This is a genomic window from Pseudomonas sp. PICF141, from assembly GCF_002286815.1.
Lineage (GTDB): Bacteria > Pseudomonadota > Gammaproteobacteria > Pseudomonadales > Pseudomonadaceae > Aquipseudomonas.
Genome location: NZ_MUNM01000078.1, coordinates 161032 through 174861, shown reverse-complemented (window position 1 = coordinate 174861; position 13830 = coordinate 161032). Strand labels below are relative to the sequence as shown.

Sequence of the window (13830 nt, the reverse complement as noted above, 5' to 3'; positions counted from 1 at the left end):
ACGGGTCAACCGCCCGGCGCTGGCGCAAAGATCGAAGCGAGATGGTTCTCGCTGGCGCCCATGCTGATGTTGTCATTCAAACCCTGGCGCAGGTACATGGTCATGGCCGGTTGCAGACTGATCGCGGTATCGGTTTCCCGATCACCGCCGGATACATAGGCGCCGACACTGATCAAATCGCGGCTCTGCTGATAGCGCGACCAGTATTGCTTGAACGTCTGCGCGTGGTTCATGTGCTTGATGCCTACCACCGACGGCATGACCCGGCTGATGGAGGCTTCGATATCGATGGCCGGGTAATGCCCTTCCTCGGCCAGACGCCGGGACAGCACGATGTGCCCGTCAAGCACACCTCGCGCCGAGTCGGCGATCGGGTCTTGCTGATCGTCGCCTTCGGACAATACCGTGTAGAACGCGGTGATCGAACCGCCGCCCTTTTCAGCGTTACCGGCCCGCTCCACCAGTTTCGGCAACTTGGCGAACACTGACGGCGGATAGCCCTTGGTCGCTGGAGGTTCGCCGATGGCCAGGGCGATTTCCCGCTGGGCCTGGGCGAAACGGGTCAGGGAATCCATGAGCAACAGGACATTTTTGCCCTTGTCGCGAAAATACTCGGCGATTCGCGTGCAGTACATGGCCGCGCGCAGACGCATCAGCGGCGCATCGTCTGCTGGCGACGCCACCACCACCGAACGCTTGAGGCCTTCTTCACCGAGGATGTGTTCGATGAATTCTTTGACTTCACGCCCCCGCTCACCGATCAGGCCAACCACGATGATGTCGGCCTCGGTGAAGCGGGTCATCATGCCCAGCAGCACACTCTTGCCCACGCCAGTACCGGCGAACAGCCCGAGCCGCTGACCGCGACCGACCGTCAACAAACCGTTGATGCAGCGAATGCCCACGTCCAGCGGCTCGCTGATGGGTTCGCGCTTGAGCGGGTTGATGGTCGGGCCGTCCATCGGCACCCAGTCCTCAGCCTTCATGCCACCCTTGCCATCCAGCGCACGCCCGGCGCCATCGAGTACCCGCCCAAGCATACTCATGCCCATCGGCAAGCGACCGGTATCAGCCAGGGGCACCACACGGGCACCGGGGGCGATGCCGGCGACGCTGCCGACCGGCATCAGAAAGACTTTGCTGCCAGAGAAACCCATGACCTCGGCTTCGACCTGCACCGGGTGATAGCTGTCATCGTTGATGACCATGCAGCGGCTGCCCATGGCGGCGCGCAAGCCTTCGGCTTCGAGGGTCAGGCCGACCATGCGCAGCAAGCGACCTTCGAGGATCGGCGCACCGGCAAGCTCCGTGGCCTCGGCGTAACTACCGAGGCGCTTGGCGAAGCTGGTGCGGTCAAGGCGCATCGGGAGCGTCCAGTGTCGGGTCGACCGGTGCAACCGCGGGTTTTTCGTCGATTGGCAGTTCCAGGCTCAGGTCCGGTGCGGCCGGGTGCAGCGCCTGATCGTGCAATTGATCGAACAGCTTGGCCATGACTTGGGTAACACGGGTTTCGATGGTGGCATCGATGCGGCTGTGTTCGGTCTCGATCCGGCAACCGCCCGGCAACAAGGACTCGTCCTCGACGATGCGCCAGGTTTCTTCATGGCGCTCGCGAAGGGCTTTGACTTGCTCGAAATCCTGCGGATTGATGTACAGCCGCACATTGCCCACCCCCAGCGGCAAGAGCTTGAGCGCTTGGCGCATGACGTGTTCGATCTGCGTCGAGTCGATGGCCAGTTCGCGCTGAATCACCTGCCTGGTGATGTGCTGCACAAGGTCGACCAGCGATTTTTCGATCTGCGTGTCCTGCTCGGCAATCGGCTCGAACAGGTTGGCCATCAGTTGTTCCAGGCCAGTGATCTTGGCCGCCAGGGCCACTTCGGCTTCCTGACGGACCTTGAGCGTGGTGCTGTGGAAACCTTCTTTTTCGCCAACGGCGAAGCCTTCGTTGTAGGCCTCCTGACGAATGCTTTCGAGCTCTTCAAGGGTCAGCGGCTGGACTTCTTCCAGCGGCACTTCTTCCATTTCCGGCGGTTCGGGTTCTGGCTCCGGTTCGGGTTCCGGCACAAACGGATCGAAACTGGGCAGCGACCAGATATCGAAACCACCGACGTCCTTGGCACGGATCAGGTCGGTATGAGACTCATCATGTTTGGACGACATAGTGACCTTAGATCATCTCTTCGCCGCCCTTCCCGCCGAGAACGATTTCTCCGGCTTCGGCCATACGGCGGGCAATGGTGAGGATTTCTTTCTGTGCGGTTTCCACGTCGCTGACGCGTACCGGGCCTTTGGCCTCGAGGTCGTCGCGCAACAGTTCGGCCGCCCGTTTGGACATGTTCTTGAAGATCTTCTCCTTGACGCCTTCGTCCGAGCCTTTGAGGGCCAGCACCAGGACGTCCGAGGACACTTCGCGCAACAGCGCCTGAATGCCGCGGTCGTCGACATCGGACAAGTTGTTGAACACGAACATGAGGTCTTCGATCTGACCGGACAGGTCTTCGTCGACTTCGCGGATCGAGTCCATCAGCTGACCTTCGATCGAACTGTCGAGGAAGTTCATGATGTCGGCCGCACGCTTGATGCCACCCAGGGTGGTGCGCGAGGCATTCGAGTTGCCGGAGAACTGCTTCTCGAGAATCTGGTTGAGTTCTTTCAGGGCTGCCGGTTGCACGGTGTTCAGCGAAGAGACTCGCAGGATGATGTCCAACCGGACCTTGTGGTCGAAGTTGCCCAGCACCTCACCGGCCTGATCCGGATCGAGGTAGGCGACCACGATGGCCTGGATCTGCGGGTGCTCGTAACGAATCACATCGGCGACGGCGCGCGGCTCCATCCACTTCAGGCTGTCGAGACCACTGGTATTGCCGCCCAGCAGGATCCGGTCGATCAGGCCGTTGGCCTTGTCTTCGCCCAAGGCCTGGGTGAGCATTTTGCGCACGTAGTCATCGGAGCCGACGCCCAGGCTGGTCTGGTCGCCGACGATGTCGACGAATTCGCTCATCACCTGTTCGACCTGCTCGCGGTGAACGTTGCCCATCTGGGCCATCGCCACGCCCACACGCTGGACCTCTTTGGGCCCCATGTGGCGCAGCACTTGCGCAGCATCGGTGGAACCGAGGGACAGCAGCAGAATCGCGGCTTTGTCGACCTTGGTCAGTTTGGCGGCAACGGCTCGGTTATCACTCATCTGCGTTAATCCACTCTTTCACGACCTGGGCCACGCGACCCGGATCTTCTGCCACCAGACTCTTGATTGCGTTCAACTGTGCGTCATAGCCTTCGCTCGGGCTCGGCAGCAGGATGCTGGTCGGGCCACCGAGGCTGACGCGGTCGTTGGACAGTTCACCGTCCAGGCCGCCCATGCCACCGAGCTCGACGTCACTGCCCAGGCCTGCGAGTTGCTTGTCTTTGCCGCCACCGGTGATGTTGTTGAGCACCGGACGCAGCACACCGAACACCAGCACCAGGATGAACAACACACCCAGCACTTGCTTGACGATGTCCCAGAACCACGGCTGGGAATAGAACGGAATCTCGGCAATCACTTCACCGCGCTCGGCGGAGAACGGCATGTTGATCACACTGACGCTGTCGCCACGGCTGGCGTCGAAACCGACCGCGTCCTGTACCAGGCGAGTGAAGCGCGCCAATTCATCGGCGCTCCACGGCGCGCGAGTCGTTTCGCCGTTGGCCGCGTTGACCTTGACCTGATCATCCACCACCACCGACACCGACAGGCGATTCAAACGGCCCTGCTGTTGTTTGGTGTGGCTGATGGAACGGTCGAGTTCGAAGTTCTTGGTGGATTGTTGACGCTTGTCCGCCGGGTACGGCGCCAGCATCGGCTGGCCGGTGGCCGGGTCCATGATTTGCTGACCATTGGCATCGAGCAATGGCTGGCCTGGCTGCACCATGCCGGCCGACGCGGTAGCGCCACCGGTGGTTTGCGGCGCCGAGGCCGGCGATGGCGGCTGGTTGCTCAGGGCACCCGGTACACCTTGCGGGCCATTGCTGGCGGTGCGCTGTTCGTTGACCGATTGCTCACTGCGCAACGCCGGTTGATCGGGGTTGAACTGCTCGGAAGTCGACTCGACGGCGCTGAAGTCCACATCGGCAGACACTTCGGCTTTATAGCGATCATTGCCCAACACCGGTTGCAGGATGTTGTGCACACGCTGAGTCAGCATGCTTTCCATGCGACGGCTGTAATCGAATTGCTTGCCGGCCATGGTCAGTTCGGAGTTTTCCGCCTGATCCGACAGCAGGTTGCCCTTCTGATCGACCACAGTGATCTGGGACTTGCTCAGTTCCGGAACGCTGGTCGCCACCAGATTGACGATGGCGACAACCTGGCCCGGCTCCAGCGAGCGACCGGAATAGAGTTCAACCAGAACCGAAGCGCTGGGCTTGCGTTCGTCACGCACGAACACCGAGCTTTTCGGAATCGCCAGGTGCACGCGTGCACCTTTGACGTTGTTCAAGCTGGAAATGGTCCGTGCCAGTTCGCCTTCAAGGCCACGACGATAACGGGTCGCTTCCATGAACTGACTGGTGCCCAGCCCTTGTTCCTTGTCGAGGATCTCGAAACCGATGTTGCCATCGCTGGGAGTGACACCAGCGCCCGCGAGCTTGAGCCGCGCACGGGAAAGGTCCTCGGCCTTGACCAGCAAGGCACCGGAGTTCGGTTCAACGGTATAGGGAATGTCGGCGGCGGCCAGGGTTTCCATGACCTGCTTGGCGTCCATACCGGCAAGGCTGCCGTACAGAGGCCGGTAGTCTGGCTGCTGGGACCACAACACCACGGCAAAACCAATCGCCACGCTCGCGGCCAGGCCGACCAATAGGCCCACCTGACGCAACATGGTCATCTCGGAGAGGTTTTCCAGGAAGGACAACCCGAACAGCGGCGGTTTGCCGTCTATTGGAGTGGCCTTGGCCGGAACATTATCGGCGATTGCTTCTGCCATGACTCAATCTCGTCCTTAAACCGGCATCTGCATGATGTCTTGGTATGCCTGAACCAGCTTGTTACGCACTTGGGTCAACGCTTGAAAAGACACGCTGGCCTTCTGCGAGGAAATCATCACGTCCGTCAGGTCGACGCCGCTTTTACCGATCTCGAAAGCACTGGCCAACTGAGTGGATGCCTGCTGGGTCTCGTTCACTTTATTGACGGCCTGACCGAGCATGTCGGAAAAGCTGCTGCCACCCAATTCAGGGACTGCGGCAGTCGATTTCGGCGCAGACATGGCATCCATTTGAATGGAGCGCATATCCAGCATCAACCGATTGAATTCAATACCTTGGCTCATGGTTTCTCTCTTTGACGAAGCTACGGCTACCCGCAATTTTTTGACACTCACTCGGCGGGTAGTCAGGTGTTAGCAACAAGGGTGCCAGCTCGGTGATCGCTTGAAACAAAAGCCTTCCATGCTTTGCCTTAACCGCAAAACAGGGTGGGAGCGAGCCCTTTGTGGCGAGGGGGCTTGCCCGTTCGGCTGCGCAGCAGTCGCAAAATCTGAGCACACAGCAAAAAGAAGGACCGCTTCGCGCTCCAACGGGGGCAAGCCCCCTCGCCACAAAAGCTCCCTCACTACAAAACTCCCTCACCACAAAGGCGTGCTTCCAGATTTTGCTTGCATCAACTCTCAGGTGGCGAACAAGTAGCCTTCCACGTCCATTCCGGCATCACGCATCTGCGCCAGCTTGTAGCGCAAGGTGCGCGGGCTGATGCCCAGTCGTTCGGCGGCTTCTTTGCGACGGCCGCGCTCGGAACGCAAGGTGTCGATGATCATCTGAAATTCACGGCGCCGCAGGTCATCGCCGAGGGCGCCCGCCGGTTCGGCTTCGACGGTTACGGCCCGCGTGGAGGTCGACACCAATGGCGGCAATGGCGCGCACGCCACAGGCCCGGCCAGGCAAAAATCCTGCGGCTGGATCAAGCCGCCTTGCTGCAGAATCAAAGCCCGCTGGATCGCGTTATCCAGCTCACGCACGTTGCCCGGCCACGGATAAGCGATCAGGCAAACTTGCGCCTCGGGCGAAAGCTTCGCCGCGGCATGCTTCATTTTATTGACGTGTTTGGCCAGCAGTCGCTCGGCCAGCGGCAGGATATCGGCGGTGCGCTCGCGCAGCGGACGCCAGGCCAGCGGGAACACCGACAGGCGATAGTAAAGGTCTTCACGAAAACGCCCCGCCGCCACTTCGGCGGCCAGGTCACGGTTAGTGGTGGCGACCACTCGAATGTCCAGCGTGATTGGTTTGCGTGCGCCGACTCGCTCGACTTCACGCTCCTGCAATACGCGCAGTAACTTGGCCTGCAGACTTAGGGGCATTTCGGAGATTTCATCGAGCAGGATCGTGCCGCCATCGGCCTGCTCGAACTTCCCGGCCTGCGCCGCAATGGCGCCTGTGAACGAGCCCTTTTCGTGACCGAACAAGGTGGCTTCAAGCATGTTGTCCGGGATCGCTGCACAGTTGATCGCAATGAACGGCCGACTGGCGCGGTGAGAGTGTTGATGGATGTAACGCGCCAGCACTTCCTTGCCGGTCCCGGACTCACCGGAGATCAACACCGTGGAGTCACTGCGCGCCACCCGCGCGGCCAATTCGAGCAATTGCGCACTGGCGGGCTCGAACGCCACAGGTCCTTCGCCCTCGGTCGCGCCCAGACTGCCCAGTGCGTGACGAGCCACCAGATCAAGCAAGGCTTTGGGCTCGAAGGGTTTGACCAGATAGTCCACTGCGCCCTGACGCATGGCGTCGACCGCCCGCTCGACCGCACCGTGAGCGGTCATCAGTAATACAGGCAGTTGTGGCTGACGAGCCCGCAGCAATCCCAGCAGTTGGTGACCATCCATGCCCGGCATGTTGACATCGCTGAGCACCAGACCAAATGCCTCGGCGCCGACCGCCGTCAGCGCCTCTTCCGCCGAACCGACCGCCGTGTAATCGTGCCCGGCAAGCAGCAGCGTATCGGCCAATGCTTCCCGCAGTGCGCGGTCATCCTCGACCAGTAAAACCTTGATCGTCATGTCCTTCACTTCGCTCCCTGAGCGTCGGGTTGATCACCCGAAAAAATCGGCAAAATCACCTGCGCGCAAGTGCCGCGACCCGGCCGCGAGCGCAATTGCAATTCTCCCTGATGGGCACGGACGACTGCCTTGACCACGGTCAGGCCCAGGCCGGTGCCGGTGGTTTTAGTGGTGAAAAACGGTTCACCCAGACGCGCCAGTACCTTGGTGTCGATACCGCTGCCGCGGTCGCTGACGCACAGGCGCAGATTGTTGCCACGGGTATACAGGTGAACCTTCAAACGAACGCCGCCGGCGCTGGCCTGGATGGCGTTCTCGATCAGGTTGAGGATCGCCCCGACCAAGGTGTCGCGATTGCACAACAACTCACCTGCATGACTGTCGCACTGCCAGCGAATCGGCAAGTCCTGAACGTGAGTCAGCGCCGCCGCTTGCAGCGCCTGCATCAGCATCCTGGGACTCACGCGATCGGTCAGCGGCAACTCGCCGCGAGCGAACACCAGCATGTCGCGAACCTGGTGCTCGAGTTCATGCAGACGCTCTTTCAGGCGCCCGGCAAAACGCTGCTGGGTCTCGACCGGCAACGCCTGCTCAGTCAAATGACTGGCGTAGAGCAGCGCAGCGGACAACGGCGTGCGAATCTGATGAGCCAACGAGGCCACCATACGCCCCAGAGACGACAGGCGTTCGTGGCGAGCCAGTTGATCTTGCAGATGACGGGTTTCAGTCAGGTCGTTGAGCAGCACCAACTGACCGGGCTCGGCGTCCAGCGAACGGGTAGCGATTGACAGACGCCGACCGTCCTTGAGAGAGATTTCGTGGCCGTCGTCTTCGCGCGGCGCAAAGCATCGAGCAATCACATGACGCCACAACTCGCCTTCCAGAGGCAGCCCGAGCAGCTCACTCGCAGCGGGATTCGCTTCGCGCACGATGCCTTGGGCGTCGATGACGATGACGCCGCCGGGCAACAGATCGAGGAGGTTTTGCAGGCGATTGGCCAGACGTTCTTTTTCCGACAGCTCCTGCATGCGCTGAGCACTGACCACCGCCAGCTCGCCCTTGAGTTCGGTGACCCGGGCTTCGAGCATGCTGTAGGAATCGGTCAATTGGCTCGACATCTGGCTGAACAGCGCAAATGCCTGCTCAAGGCCAAGCCGGCTTGCCTGCTCTACGGACGACGGTTGCCCCGAAGCATCGAGGGCAGGAGACATCTGGACGGCTTGGGGCATCGGACTCTCTCGCAGGGTTGACCGTCAGTTAAACGGAACGTTGCGAGGGACATAGCAATACCCGTGCCTAAAAAAAACTCCTTATAAGTGAAGGAGTTGAAAAACAGGCGTCAATCATCCGCCTGTTCATCACCGTCACGACGACTCATGCCGTACTTGCGCATCTTCTCCACCAACGTGGTACGACGAATACGCAGCCGTTCTGCCGCCCGCGCCACAATGCCATTGGCATCATCCAGCGCCTGCTGAATCAGCCCTTGTTCCAGACCACCGAGGTAGTCTTTCAGGTCCAGGCCTTCCGGCGGCAGCAGGGCATTGGCGGTGAAGTCCGGGGTATGACCGTTGATGGCCACCCGTTCTTCAAGATCGCTGCGCAGGCTGTCGACCAGTTGCTCATCTTCGTCATCGACGTAGCGGAATTTTTTCGGCAATTCGACCACGCCGATCACCCCGTACGGATGCATGATCGCCATGCGCTCCACCAGGTTGGCAAGCTCGCGAACGTTGCCCGGCCAGGCATGACGACACAGCGACATGATCGCCGCCGAATTGAAACGGATCGAACCGCGCTTCTCGTGCTCCATGCGCGAGATCAACTCGTTCATCAGCAACGGAATGTCTTCGACGCGTTCGCGCAACGGCGCCATCTCGATCGGGAACACGTTCAAGCGATAGTAGAGGTCTTCGCGGAAAGTGCCGATCTCGATCATGCTTTCGAGATTCTTGTGGGTCGCCGCAATGATCCGCACATCGACGCTTTGGGTCTTGTTGCTGCCCACGCGCTCGAAGGTACGTTCCTGCAAGACACGCAGCAGCTTGACCTGCATCGGTAACGGCATGTCGCCGATTTCGTCAAGGAACAAGGTACCGCCGTTGGCCAGCTCGAAACGCCCGGCGCGACTGGTGATCGCTCCGGTGAAGGCGCCTTTCTCGTGACCGAACAATTCGCTTTCGAGCAGCTCGGCCGGAATAGCACCGCAGTTGACCGGCACGAACGGCGCATCACGCCGCTTGGAATGGTAGTGCAGGTTGCGCGCGACCACTTCCTTGCCGGTCCCGGACTCACCGAGGATCAGCACGCTGGCATCAGTGTCGGCCACTTGCTGCATCATCTGGCGGACGTGTTGAATCGCCCGGCTGGTGCCGACGAGGCTACGGAAAAGATTGGGTTCACGATGACGACCGCGCTCACGCGCCTGGTCATACATCTCGCGATAAACCTGTGCACGGTGCAGCGAGTCGAGCAATTTGCTGTAGCTGGGTGGCATTTCGAGAGTCGAAAGCACTCGACGACGCTGGTCTTCCGGCAAGTCAATGGAAGAATTATCACCCATTAACAAAACTGGAAGGAACTCATCCCAGGTTGAGAGTGTCTTTAACAGGCCCAAAAGTGCACCAGGAGCATTTACCGTCCCGATGAGGACACAGATTACTTCACGACTTGATGACAAAGAGCCGACAGCCTGCTGCCAGTCATGGCTGCCACAGGGTAAATTTTCTTCGCCAAGAAAATTTAAAATCACCGCCAAATCGCGGCGGCGGACGCTATCGTCATCAATCAGCAGAATTTTGGTTTCACGCCACATGCAATAGCAACTTCCCTAGTCAACTCAATGCCCAAAATGAGGGGCAAGCTAGACGCTTGCAGACACGTTATGCCTGTAGACGCCTGAAATCTGGAACCAGCCACTAGTTAAGTCAAAAAACCGTGCACAGTCAAATTTATGGCGCACTATGTTTGGATTAACTGGGGGTTTAACCAAACAGATGGTAAACCTTTGCCGCGCTCTGCGCTTGGTGGATCTGCGACATCTCGTCGACTATCGCTTGGCGCTCCCCCGTCGCTGCCTCCAGAAGCTGTTTATACACCCCCAGCAACTCCTCAAGGTTGTCGCGCAACGCGGCCTCGTCCACCGAAGCTTCACTCAAGACGTCTTCCATGCAGGAACGGCAAGCCAGGTCCAATTCACCGATGGCTTCCCAGTTGCGCTCGGCCAATGCACCCACGAGGGCATCCCGGGTTTGTTCGATTCGCTGCAAGACAAGACTCATGGTGATCTCCTTAGAACTGGGGAGCAGGGGCGCCAATGGCATCCCAACCGTCTTTGACCGTACGGAGCAGATCGGCGACTTCGTCAAGAATTTTTGGATCGGTCCTGAGATTGGCTTCAGCCAGGCGTTTCATCATGTAAGCGTAAAGATTATCCAGCTCAGTCACCGAGTCGGCCTGATTTTCCAGGTCCAGACCTTCGCGCAGACCACCGATGATGCCAATGGCCTTGCCGATCAGAATGCCCTTGTTCGGAATATCCTTGCGCTCCATCGCGCCTTTGGCCTGGGCAATACGATCCAGGCCGCCTTCCATCAGCATCTGCACCAGACGATGCGGGCTGGCTTCGGAAGTTTGCGCCTGAGCGCCAATCTTCTGGTATTGGCGAAGGGCTAACATTGGATTCATGTTGTACCTCATCAGAATTCTGTGGTTCGTATAAACAAATGTATCGACGACGCGTCAAAAAACTTTAGATTCAAAAACAAAAAGCCCGGGAGCGTGAAAACGCTGCCGGGCTTTTGGCACTCTGAGTGTTACGAGTTCTTCTGCTGCGCGGTCATCGCTTCGAACATCGACGTGATGTTGCTGGCTGTCGCCTTCAGCTTGCCGACAAGAGAATCCATGTCGTTGTACTTTTTGGTCAGTACCGCGGTCAGGGTTTCGATTCGGCGATCCAGGGCCGCCTGGTCATTGCTCAGCTTTTTCTTGGTTGAATCAAGGCTCTTGGCGCGCGCATCCAGGATGGAATCGACTGCTTTGCCATTGACGGTTTTACCTTCGGTGTAAGGCTTGATCGCATTGTTCATACGCTCAATCAGACCGTTGGTACCGGTGAACAGTGTTTGAACCTCACCGCCCAGCTTCTTGTCGTTCATTGCAGCGTTGAACTTGGTGCTATCGAAATCCAGTGCGCCGGTCTTCTGGTTGGTGGTGATACCCAACTGAGAAAGCACAGTCAGTTTGTCGCCCGCACCGGTCTGAGACAGCGGACCTCGCAAGGAATCCAGAATCGAACGCGGCAGCGGATCACCGGTCAATGCCGCGGAGACGGTCAGCTTGCCATCGTCATCCAGGGACGGCTTGGTCAAAGAAGTCACCGCGTTGGCGACAGCGTTGTACGCATCGACGAACTTCTGGATCGACGCCTTCAGACCGTCATTGTTGGACGCCACGGTAACGGTCGATTTGCCGGTGGTGAGCAAACTCAGACTCAGCCCGGAGATCGTCTTGTCAATGGTGTTGGACTTGCTGGTCATTGCCAGACCGTCGACGCTAAACACCGCATCCTGGGCCGGAGCGCCGATAGCCCCCGAAGAAGTGGCAGTCGGCGGGGTGGCCATCGCGGCGGTCCCATCGATTTCCAGGCCGGCAATACCGCTGGCGGAGATATCGGAACCCGCGCCAGTGGTCGTGGAACCCAGCACCAGGCGCGAGCCGAAGCTGTCGGTCACAATGTTGGCGCTCAAGCCACTGGACTGGTATTGGCTGTTGATCGAATCACGCACCGATTGCAGTGTGGCGCCTGCGCCCACAGTAACTGGATAGCTCTTGCCATTTTGCGTGATGGTCAGCGTACCAGCAGGGATCGCACTGGTTGTACCCCCGGCAAACGCAGCAGAGGCGACTTTCGAGGAGGTCGCCAGCGCGGTGACGTCGACCACGTAGTTACCGGCGACAGCCGTGTTGCTGGACGTAGCGGTCAACACTTTTACATCGGACGATGTCGCGGCGAAACCCGTGAATTGAGGGCTTGTCGTACTACCCAGATCGGTAAGCGCTTTCTGAAACGTGGCCAACAGCGACTTCAAGGTACCAATCCCGGAAATACTCGCCGTATTAGTGGCCGTTCCACGATCGATCTGACCTTGCTTGGCCGCTTTGTCAGCGTTTACCAAGGCTTTGACGATAGCACCAGTATCAAGGCCGGAACCTAAACCTGTGCCCGGTAGAATTGGACTTGCCATGTGGAACTCCCTTCAGTGTGTCGCCGGCCTTTTGACCACTACAACGCCCAAAAGAACATAGCAACAAAATTCGTGCCAGCTGTCAGGCTTTAGCGCTGAACAACAAGCTGCTTGCATCATTCAAACTATTGGCCAGTTTCAGGACTTCTTCGTTGGGGATCTGACGGATCACCTCACCGGATTCGCTGGCAATGACTTTGACGACCACTTTGCCCGATGGCTCATCGATCGAGAATTCCAGATTGCGCTTGACCGACTGAACGAATTTTTCAATTTCCTGAACAGCCATCTTCAGTTTGTCCTGCTCGGTCTGTTCGCTCTTCTCTTTTTCTTTCACGACAGTTACTGGAGCAACTACCGTTCGAGGCTTTTCCGCCGGCTTGTCGGCAACAGTCGTCGCCTGCTTGGCCGCAGGATAAGACAAGTTCAGCTTCACGCTCATATCCATGTCCATCACCTCTTAAACTGAAAAAGCGAGAGAGCGCGCATGCGCACTCCCCCGCCAAAACGCATCAGCTATTACTGAAGCAGTTTCAGTACAGCGGAAGGCAGTTGGTTGGCTTGAGCCAGAACTGCGGTCGAAGCTTGTTGCAGAGTTTGTTGCTTGGTCAGCTGTGCAGTTTCAGCAGCGAAGTCGGTATCTTGTACACGACCCAGTGCAGCACTGGCGTTTTCGTTGATGTTCTGCAGGTTGGAGATGGTGCTGGACAGACGGTTTTGTGCAGCACCGAGGTCAGCACGGCTGGAGTTGATCTTGGCCAGAGCGGCGTCGATTTTGGTCAGCGCGTTGTTCATCGAAGCTTCGGCAGTTGCCGAGTTGTTACCAGTGATCTGAACGGTAGCCGAGTCAACCGACAGGGTAGCTGCGTCGAAGCCGCTGTCCAGGGTCAGAGTGATCTGGTTGGTAGCGCCGGTGTTGGAACCAACCTGGAAGGTCATGGTACCAGCGGTGCCGTCGATCAGGTTCTTGCCGTTCAGGTTGGTCGACTTGGCGATACGAGTCAGCTCGTCCGACATCGAAGCGAATTCTTTGTTCAGAGCAGCACGGTCAGCAGTACCGTTCGAGTCGTTTCGCGATTGAACAGCCAGTTCACGCATACGCTGCAGAATGTTGGTCGATTCTTGCATCGCGCCTTCAGCGGTCTGAGCGATCGAGATACCGTCGTTGGCGTTTTTGATAGCCATGGTCTGACCGCGGATCTGCGAAGTCATACGGGTAGCGATTTGCAGGCCAGCGGCGTCGTCTTTAGCGCTGTTGATTTTCAGGCCGGAAGACAGGCGAGTCATCGACGTCGACAGAGCGTCGGAAGCGCGGTTCAGGTTTTTCTGAACGTTCAACGATGTGACGTTGGTGTTTACTGTTAAAGCCATGACGAATTCCTCGTTGGTTGGGTACTGCGGCTTCCGGCCCTGGCAACCGCCGGGTATGGCCTAGAGAACCTTCGTAATAGTTATCGTCGGGATCGGAACTTGCTTTAGGGGATTTTGAAAAATATTTGCCATCACGTTGCCACCCCCTGCAAATCAAGGGCTTGGCTATGTTCAAG

Annotated in this window: 13 protein-coding genes; all 13 read right to left on the bottom strand. The window is 58.5% G+C overall.

The window, feature by feature from the left end; translation table 11 throughout:
* Positions 1–5: 5 nt before the first annotated feature.
* The 13 genes from fliI to BZL43_RS23235 all read right to left on the bottom strand — a co-directional run bounded on the left by fliI (position 6) and on the right by BZL43_RS23235 (position 13654).
* Complete coding sequence (gene fliI / locus BZL43_RS23295; RefSeq protein ID WP_095634467.1) at positions 6–1364, bottom strand: flagellar protein export ATPase FliI; 1359 nt, start codon at positions 1362–1364, stop codon at positions 6–8.
* The gene (gene fliH / locus BZL43_RS23290; protein WP_095634466.1) at positions 1354–2163 is read right to left on the bottom strand and encodes a flagellar assembly protein FliH; all 810 of its coding nucleotides are present in this window, start codon (positions 2161–2163) and stop codon (positions 1354–1356) included. Before fliH ends, fliI begins: the two co-directional genes overlap by 11 nt.
* A gap of 7 nt (positions 2164–2170) precedes the next feature.
* Positions 2171–3190, bottom strand: coding sequence for a flagellar motor switch protein FliG (gene fliG / locus BZL43_RS23285; RefSeq protein WP_007894195.1), 1020 nt, complete (start codon positions 3188–3190; stop codon positions 2171–2173).
* Positions 3183–4970 (bottom strand): flagellar basal-body MS-ring/collar protein FliF, encoded by a 1788-nt coding sequence (gene fliF, locus BZL43_RS23280; protein ID WP_095634465.1) that lies wholly within the window; start codon positions 4968–4970, stop codon positions 3183–3185. The genes fliG and fliF overlap by 8 nt, the downstream gene beginning before the upstream one ends.
* Before the next feature lie 15 nt (positions 4971–4985).
* Positions 4986–5315 (bottom strand): flagellar hook-basal body complex protein FliE, encoded by a 330-nt coding sequence (gene fliE / locus BZL43_RS23275; protein WP_095634464.1) that lies wholly within the window; start codon positions 5313–5315, stop codon positions 4986–4988.
* Positions 5316–5651: 336 nt separating this feature from the next.
* On the bottom strand, positions 5652–7037 hold the full coding sequence (locus BZL43_RS23270) for a sigma-54 dependent transcriptional regulator (protein ID WP_095634571.1): 1386 nt from the start codon (positions 7035–7037) through the stop codon (positions 5652–5654).
* 5 nt (positions 7038–7042) lie between these two features.
* Entirely contained in the window at positions 7043–8248 is a 1206-nt protein-coding gene (locus BZL43_RS23265; RefSeq protein ID WP_168185140.1) for a PAS domain-containing sensor histidine kinase, read from the bottom strand.
* Positions 8249–8376: 128 nt separating this feature from the next.
* Positions 8377–9852, bottom strand: a complete 1476-nt coding sequence (locus BZL43_RS23260; protein WP_095634462.1) for a sigma-54 dependent transcriptional regulator — start codon at positions 9850–9852, stop codon at positions 8377–8379.
* Between the two features lie 169 nt (positions 9853–10021).
* Positions 10022–10318: a hypothetical protein gene (locus tag BZL43_RS23255; RefSeq protein ID WP_008006639.1), complete on the bottom strand. Its 297-nt coding sequence runs from the start codon at positions 10316–10318 to the stop codon at positions 10022–10024.
* Between the two features lie 10 nt (positions 10319–10328).
* Positions 10329–10724: a flagellar export chaperone FliS gene (gene fliS / locus BZL43_RS23250; protein WP_095634461.1), complete on the bottom strand. Its 396-nt coding sequence runs from the start codon at positions 10722–10724 to the stop codon at positions 10329–10331.
* A 128-nt stretch (positions 10725–10852) separates the two neighbouring features.
* On the bottom strand, positions 10853–12283 hold the full coding sequence (gene fliD / locus BZL43_RS23245; protein WP_095634460.1) for a flagellar filament capping protein FliD: 1431 nt from the start codon (positions 12281–12283) through the stop codon (positions 10853–10855).
* An 82-nt stretch (positions 12284–12365) separates the two neighbouring features.
* Positions 12366–12731 (bottom strand): flagellar protein FlaG, encoded by a 366-nt coding sequence (locus BZL43_RS23240; RefSeq protein ID WP_095634459.1) that lies wholly within the window; start codon positions 12729–12731, stop codon positions 12366–12368.
* 71 nt (positions 12732–12802) lie between these two features.
* The gene (locus BZL43_RS23235) at positions 12803–13654 is read right to left on the bottom strand and encodes a flagellin domain-containing protein (RefSeq protein ID WP_008072599.1); all 852 of its coding nucleotides are present in this window, start codon (positions 13652–13654) and stop codon (positions 12803–12805) included.
* Positions 13655–13830: the final 176 nt, after the last annotated feature.

Coding starts and splice junctions, on each gene's coding strand:
- fliI (WP_095634467.1), bottom strand. CDS start 1,364: ATGCGCCTTGACCGCACCAGCTTCGCCAAGCGCCTCGGTAGTTACGCC.
- fliH (WP_095634466.1), bottom strand. CDS start 2,163: ATGTCGTCCAAACATGATGAGTCTCATACCGACCTGATCCGTGCCAAG.
- fliG (WP_007894195.1), bottom strand. CDS start 3,190: ATGAGTGATAACCGAGCCGTTGCCGCCAAACTGACCAAGGTCGACAAA.
- fliF (WP_095634465.1), bottom strand. CDS start 4,970: ATGGCAGAAGCAATCGCCGATAATGTTCCGGCCAAGGCCACTCCAATA.
- fliE (WP_095634464.1), bottom strand. CDS start 5,315: ATGAGCCAAGGTATTGAATTCAATCGGTTGATGCTGGATATGCGCTCC.
- BZL43_RS23270 (WP_095634571.1), bottom strand. CDS start 7,037: ATGACGATCAAGGTTTTACTGGTCGAGGATGACCGCGCACTGCGGGAA.
- BZL43_RS23265 (WP_168185140.1), bottom strand. CDS start 8,248: ATGTCTCCTGCCCTCGATGCTTCGGGGCAACCGTCGTCCGTAGAGCAG.
- BZL43_RS23260 (WP_095634462.1), bottom strand. CDS start 9,852: ATGTGGCGTGAAACCAAAATTCTGCTGATTGATGACGATAGCGTCCGC.
- BZL43_RS23255 (WP_008006639.1), bottom strand. CDS start 10,318: ATGAGTCTTGTCTTGCAGCGAATCGAACAAACCCGGGATGCCCTCGTG.
- fliS (WP_095634461.1), bottom strand. CDS start 10,724: ATGAATCCAATGTTAGCCCTTCGCCAATACCAGAAGATTGGCGCTCAG.
- fliD (WP_095634460.1), bottom strand. CDS start 12,283: ATGGCAAGTCCAATTCTACCGGGCACAGGTTTAGGTTCCGGCCTTGAT.
- BZL43_RS23240 (WP_095634459.1), bottom strand. CDS start 12,731: ATGGATATGAGCGTGAAGCTGAACTTGTCTTATCCTGCGGCCAAGCAG.
- BZL43_RS23235 (WP_008072599.1), bottom strand. CDS start 13,654: ATGGCTTTAACAGTAAACACCAACGTCACATCGTTGAACGTTCAGAAA.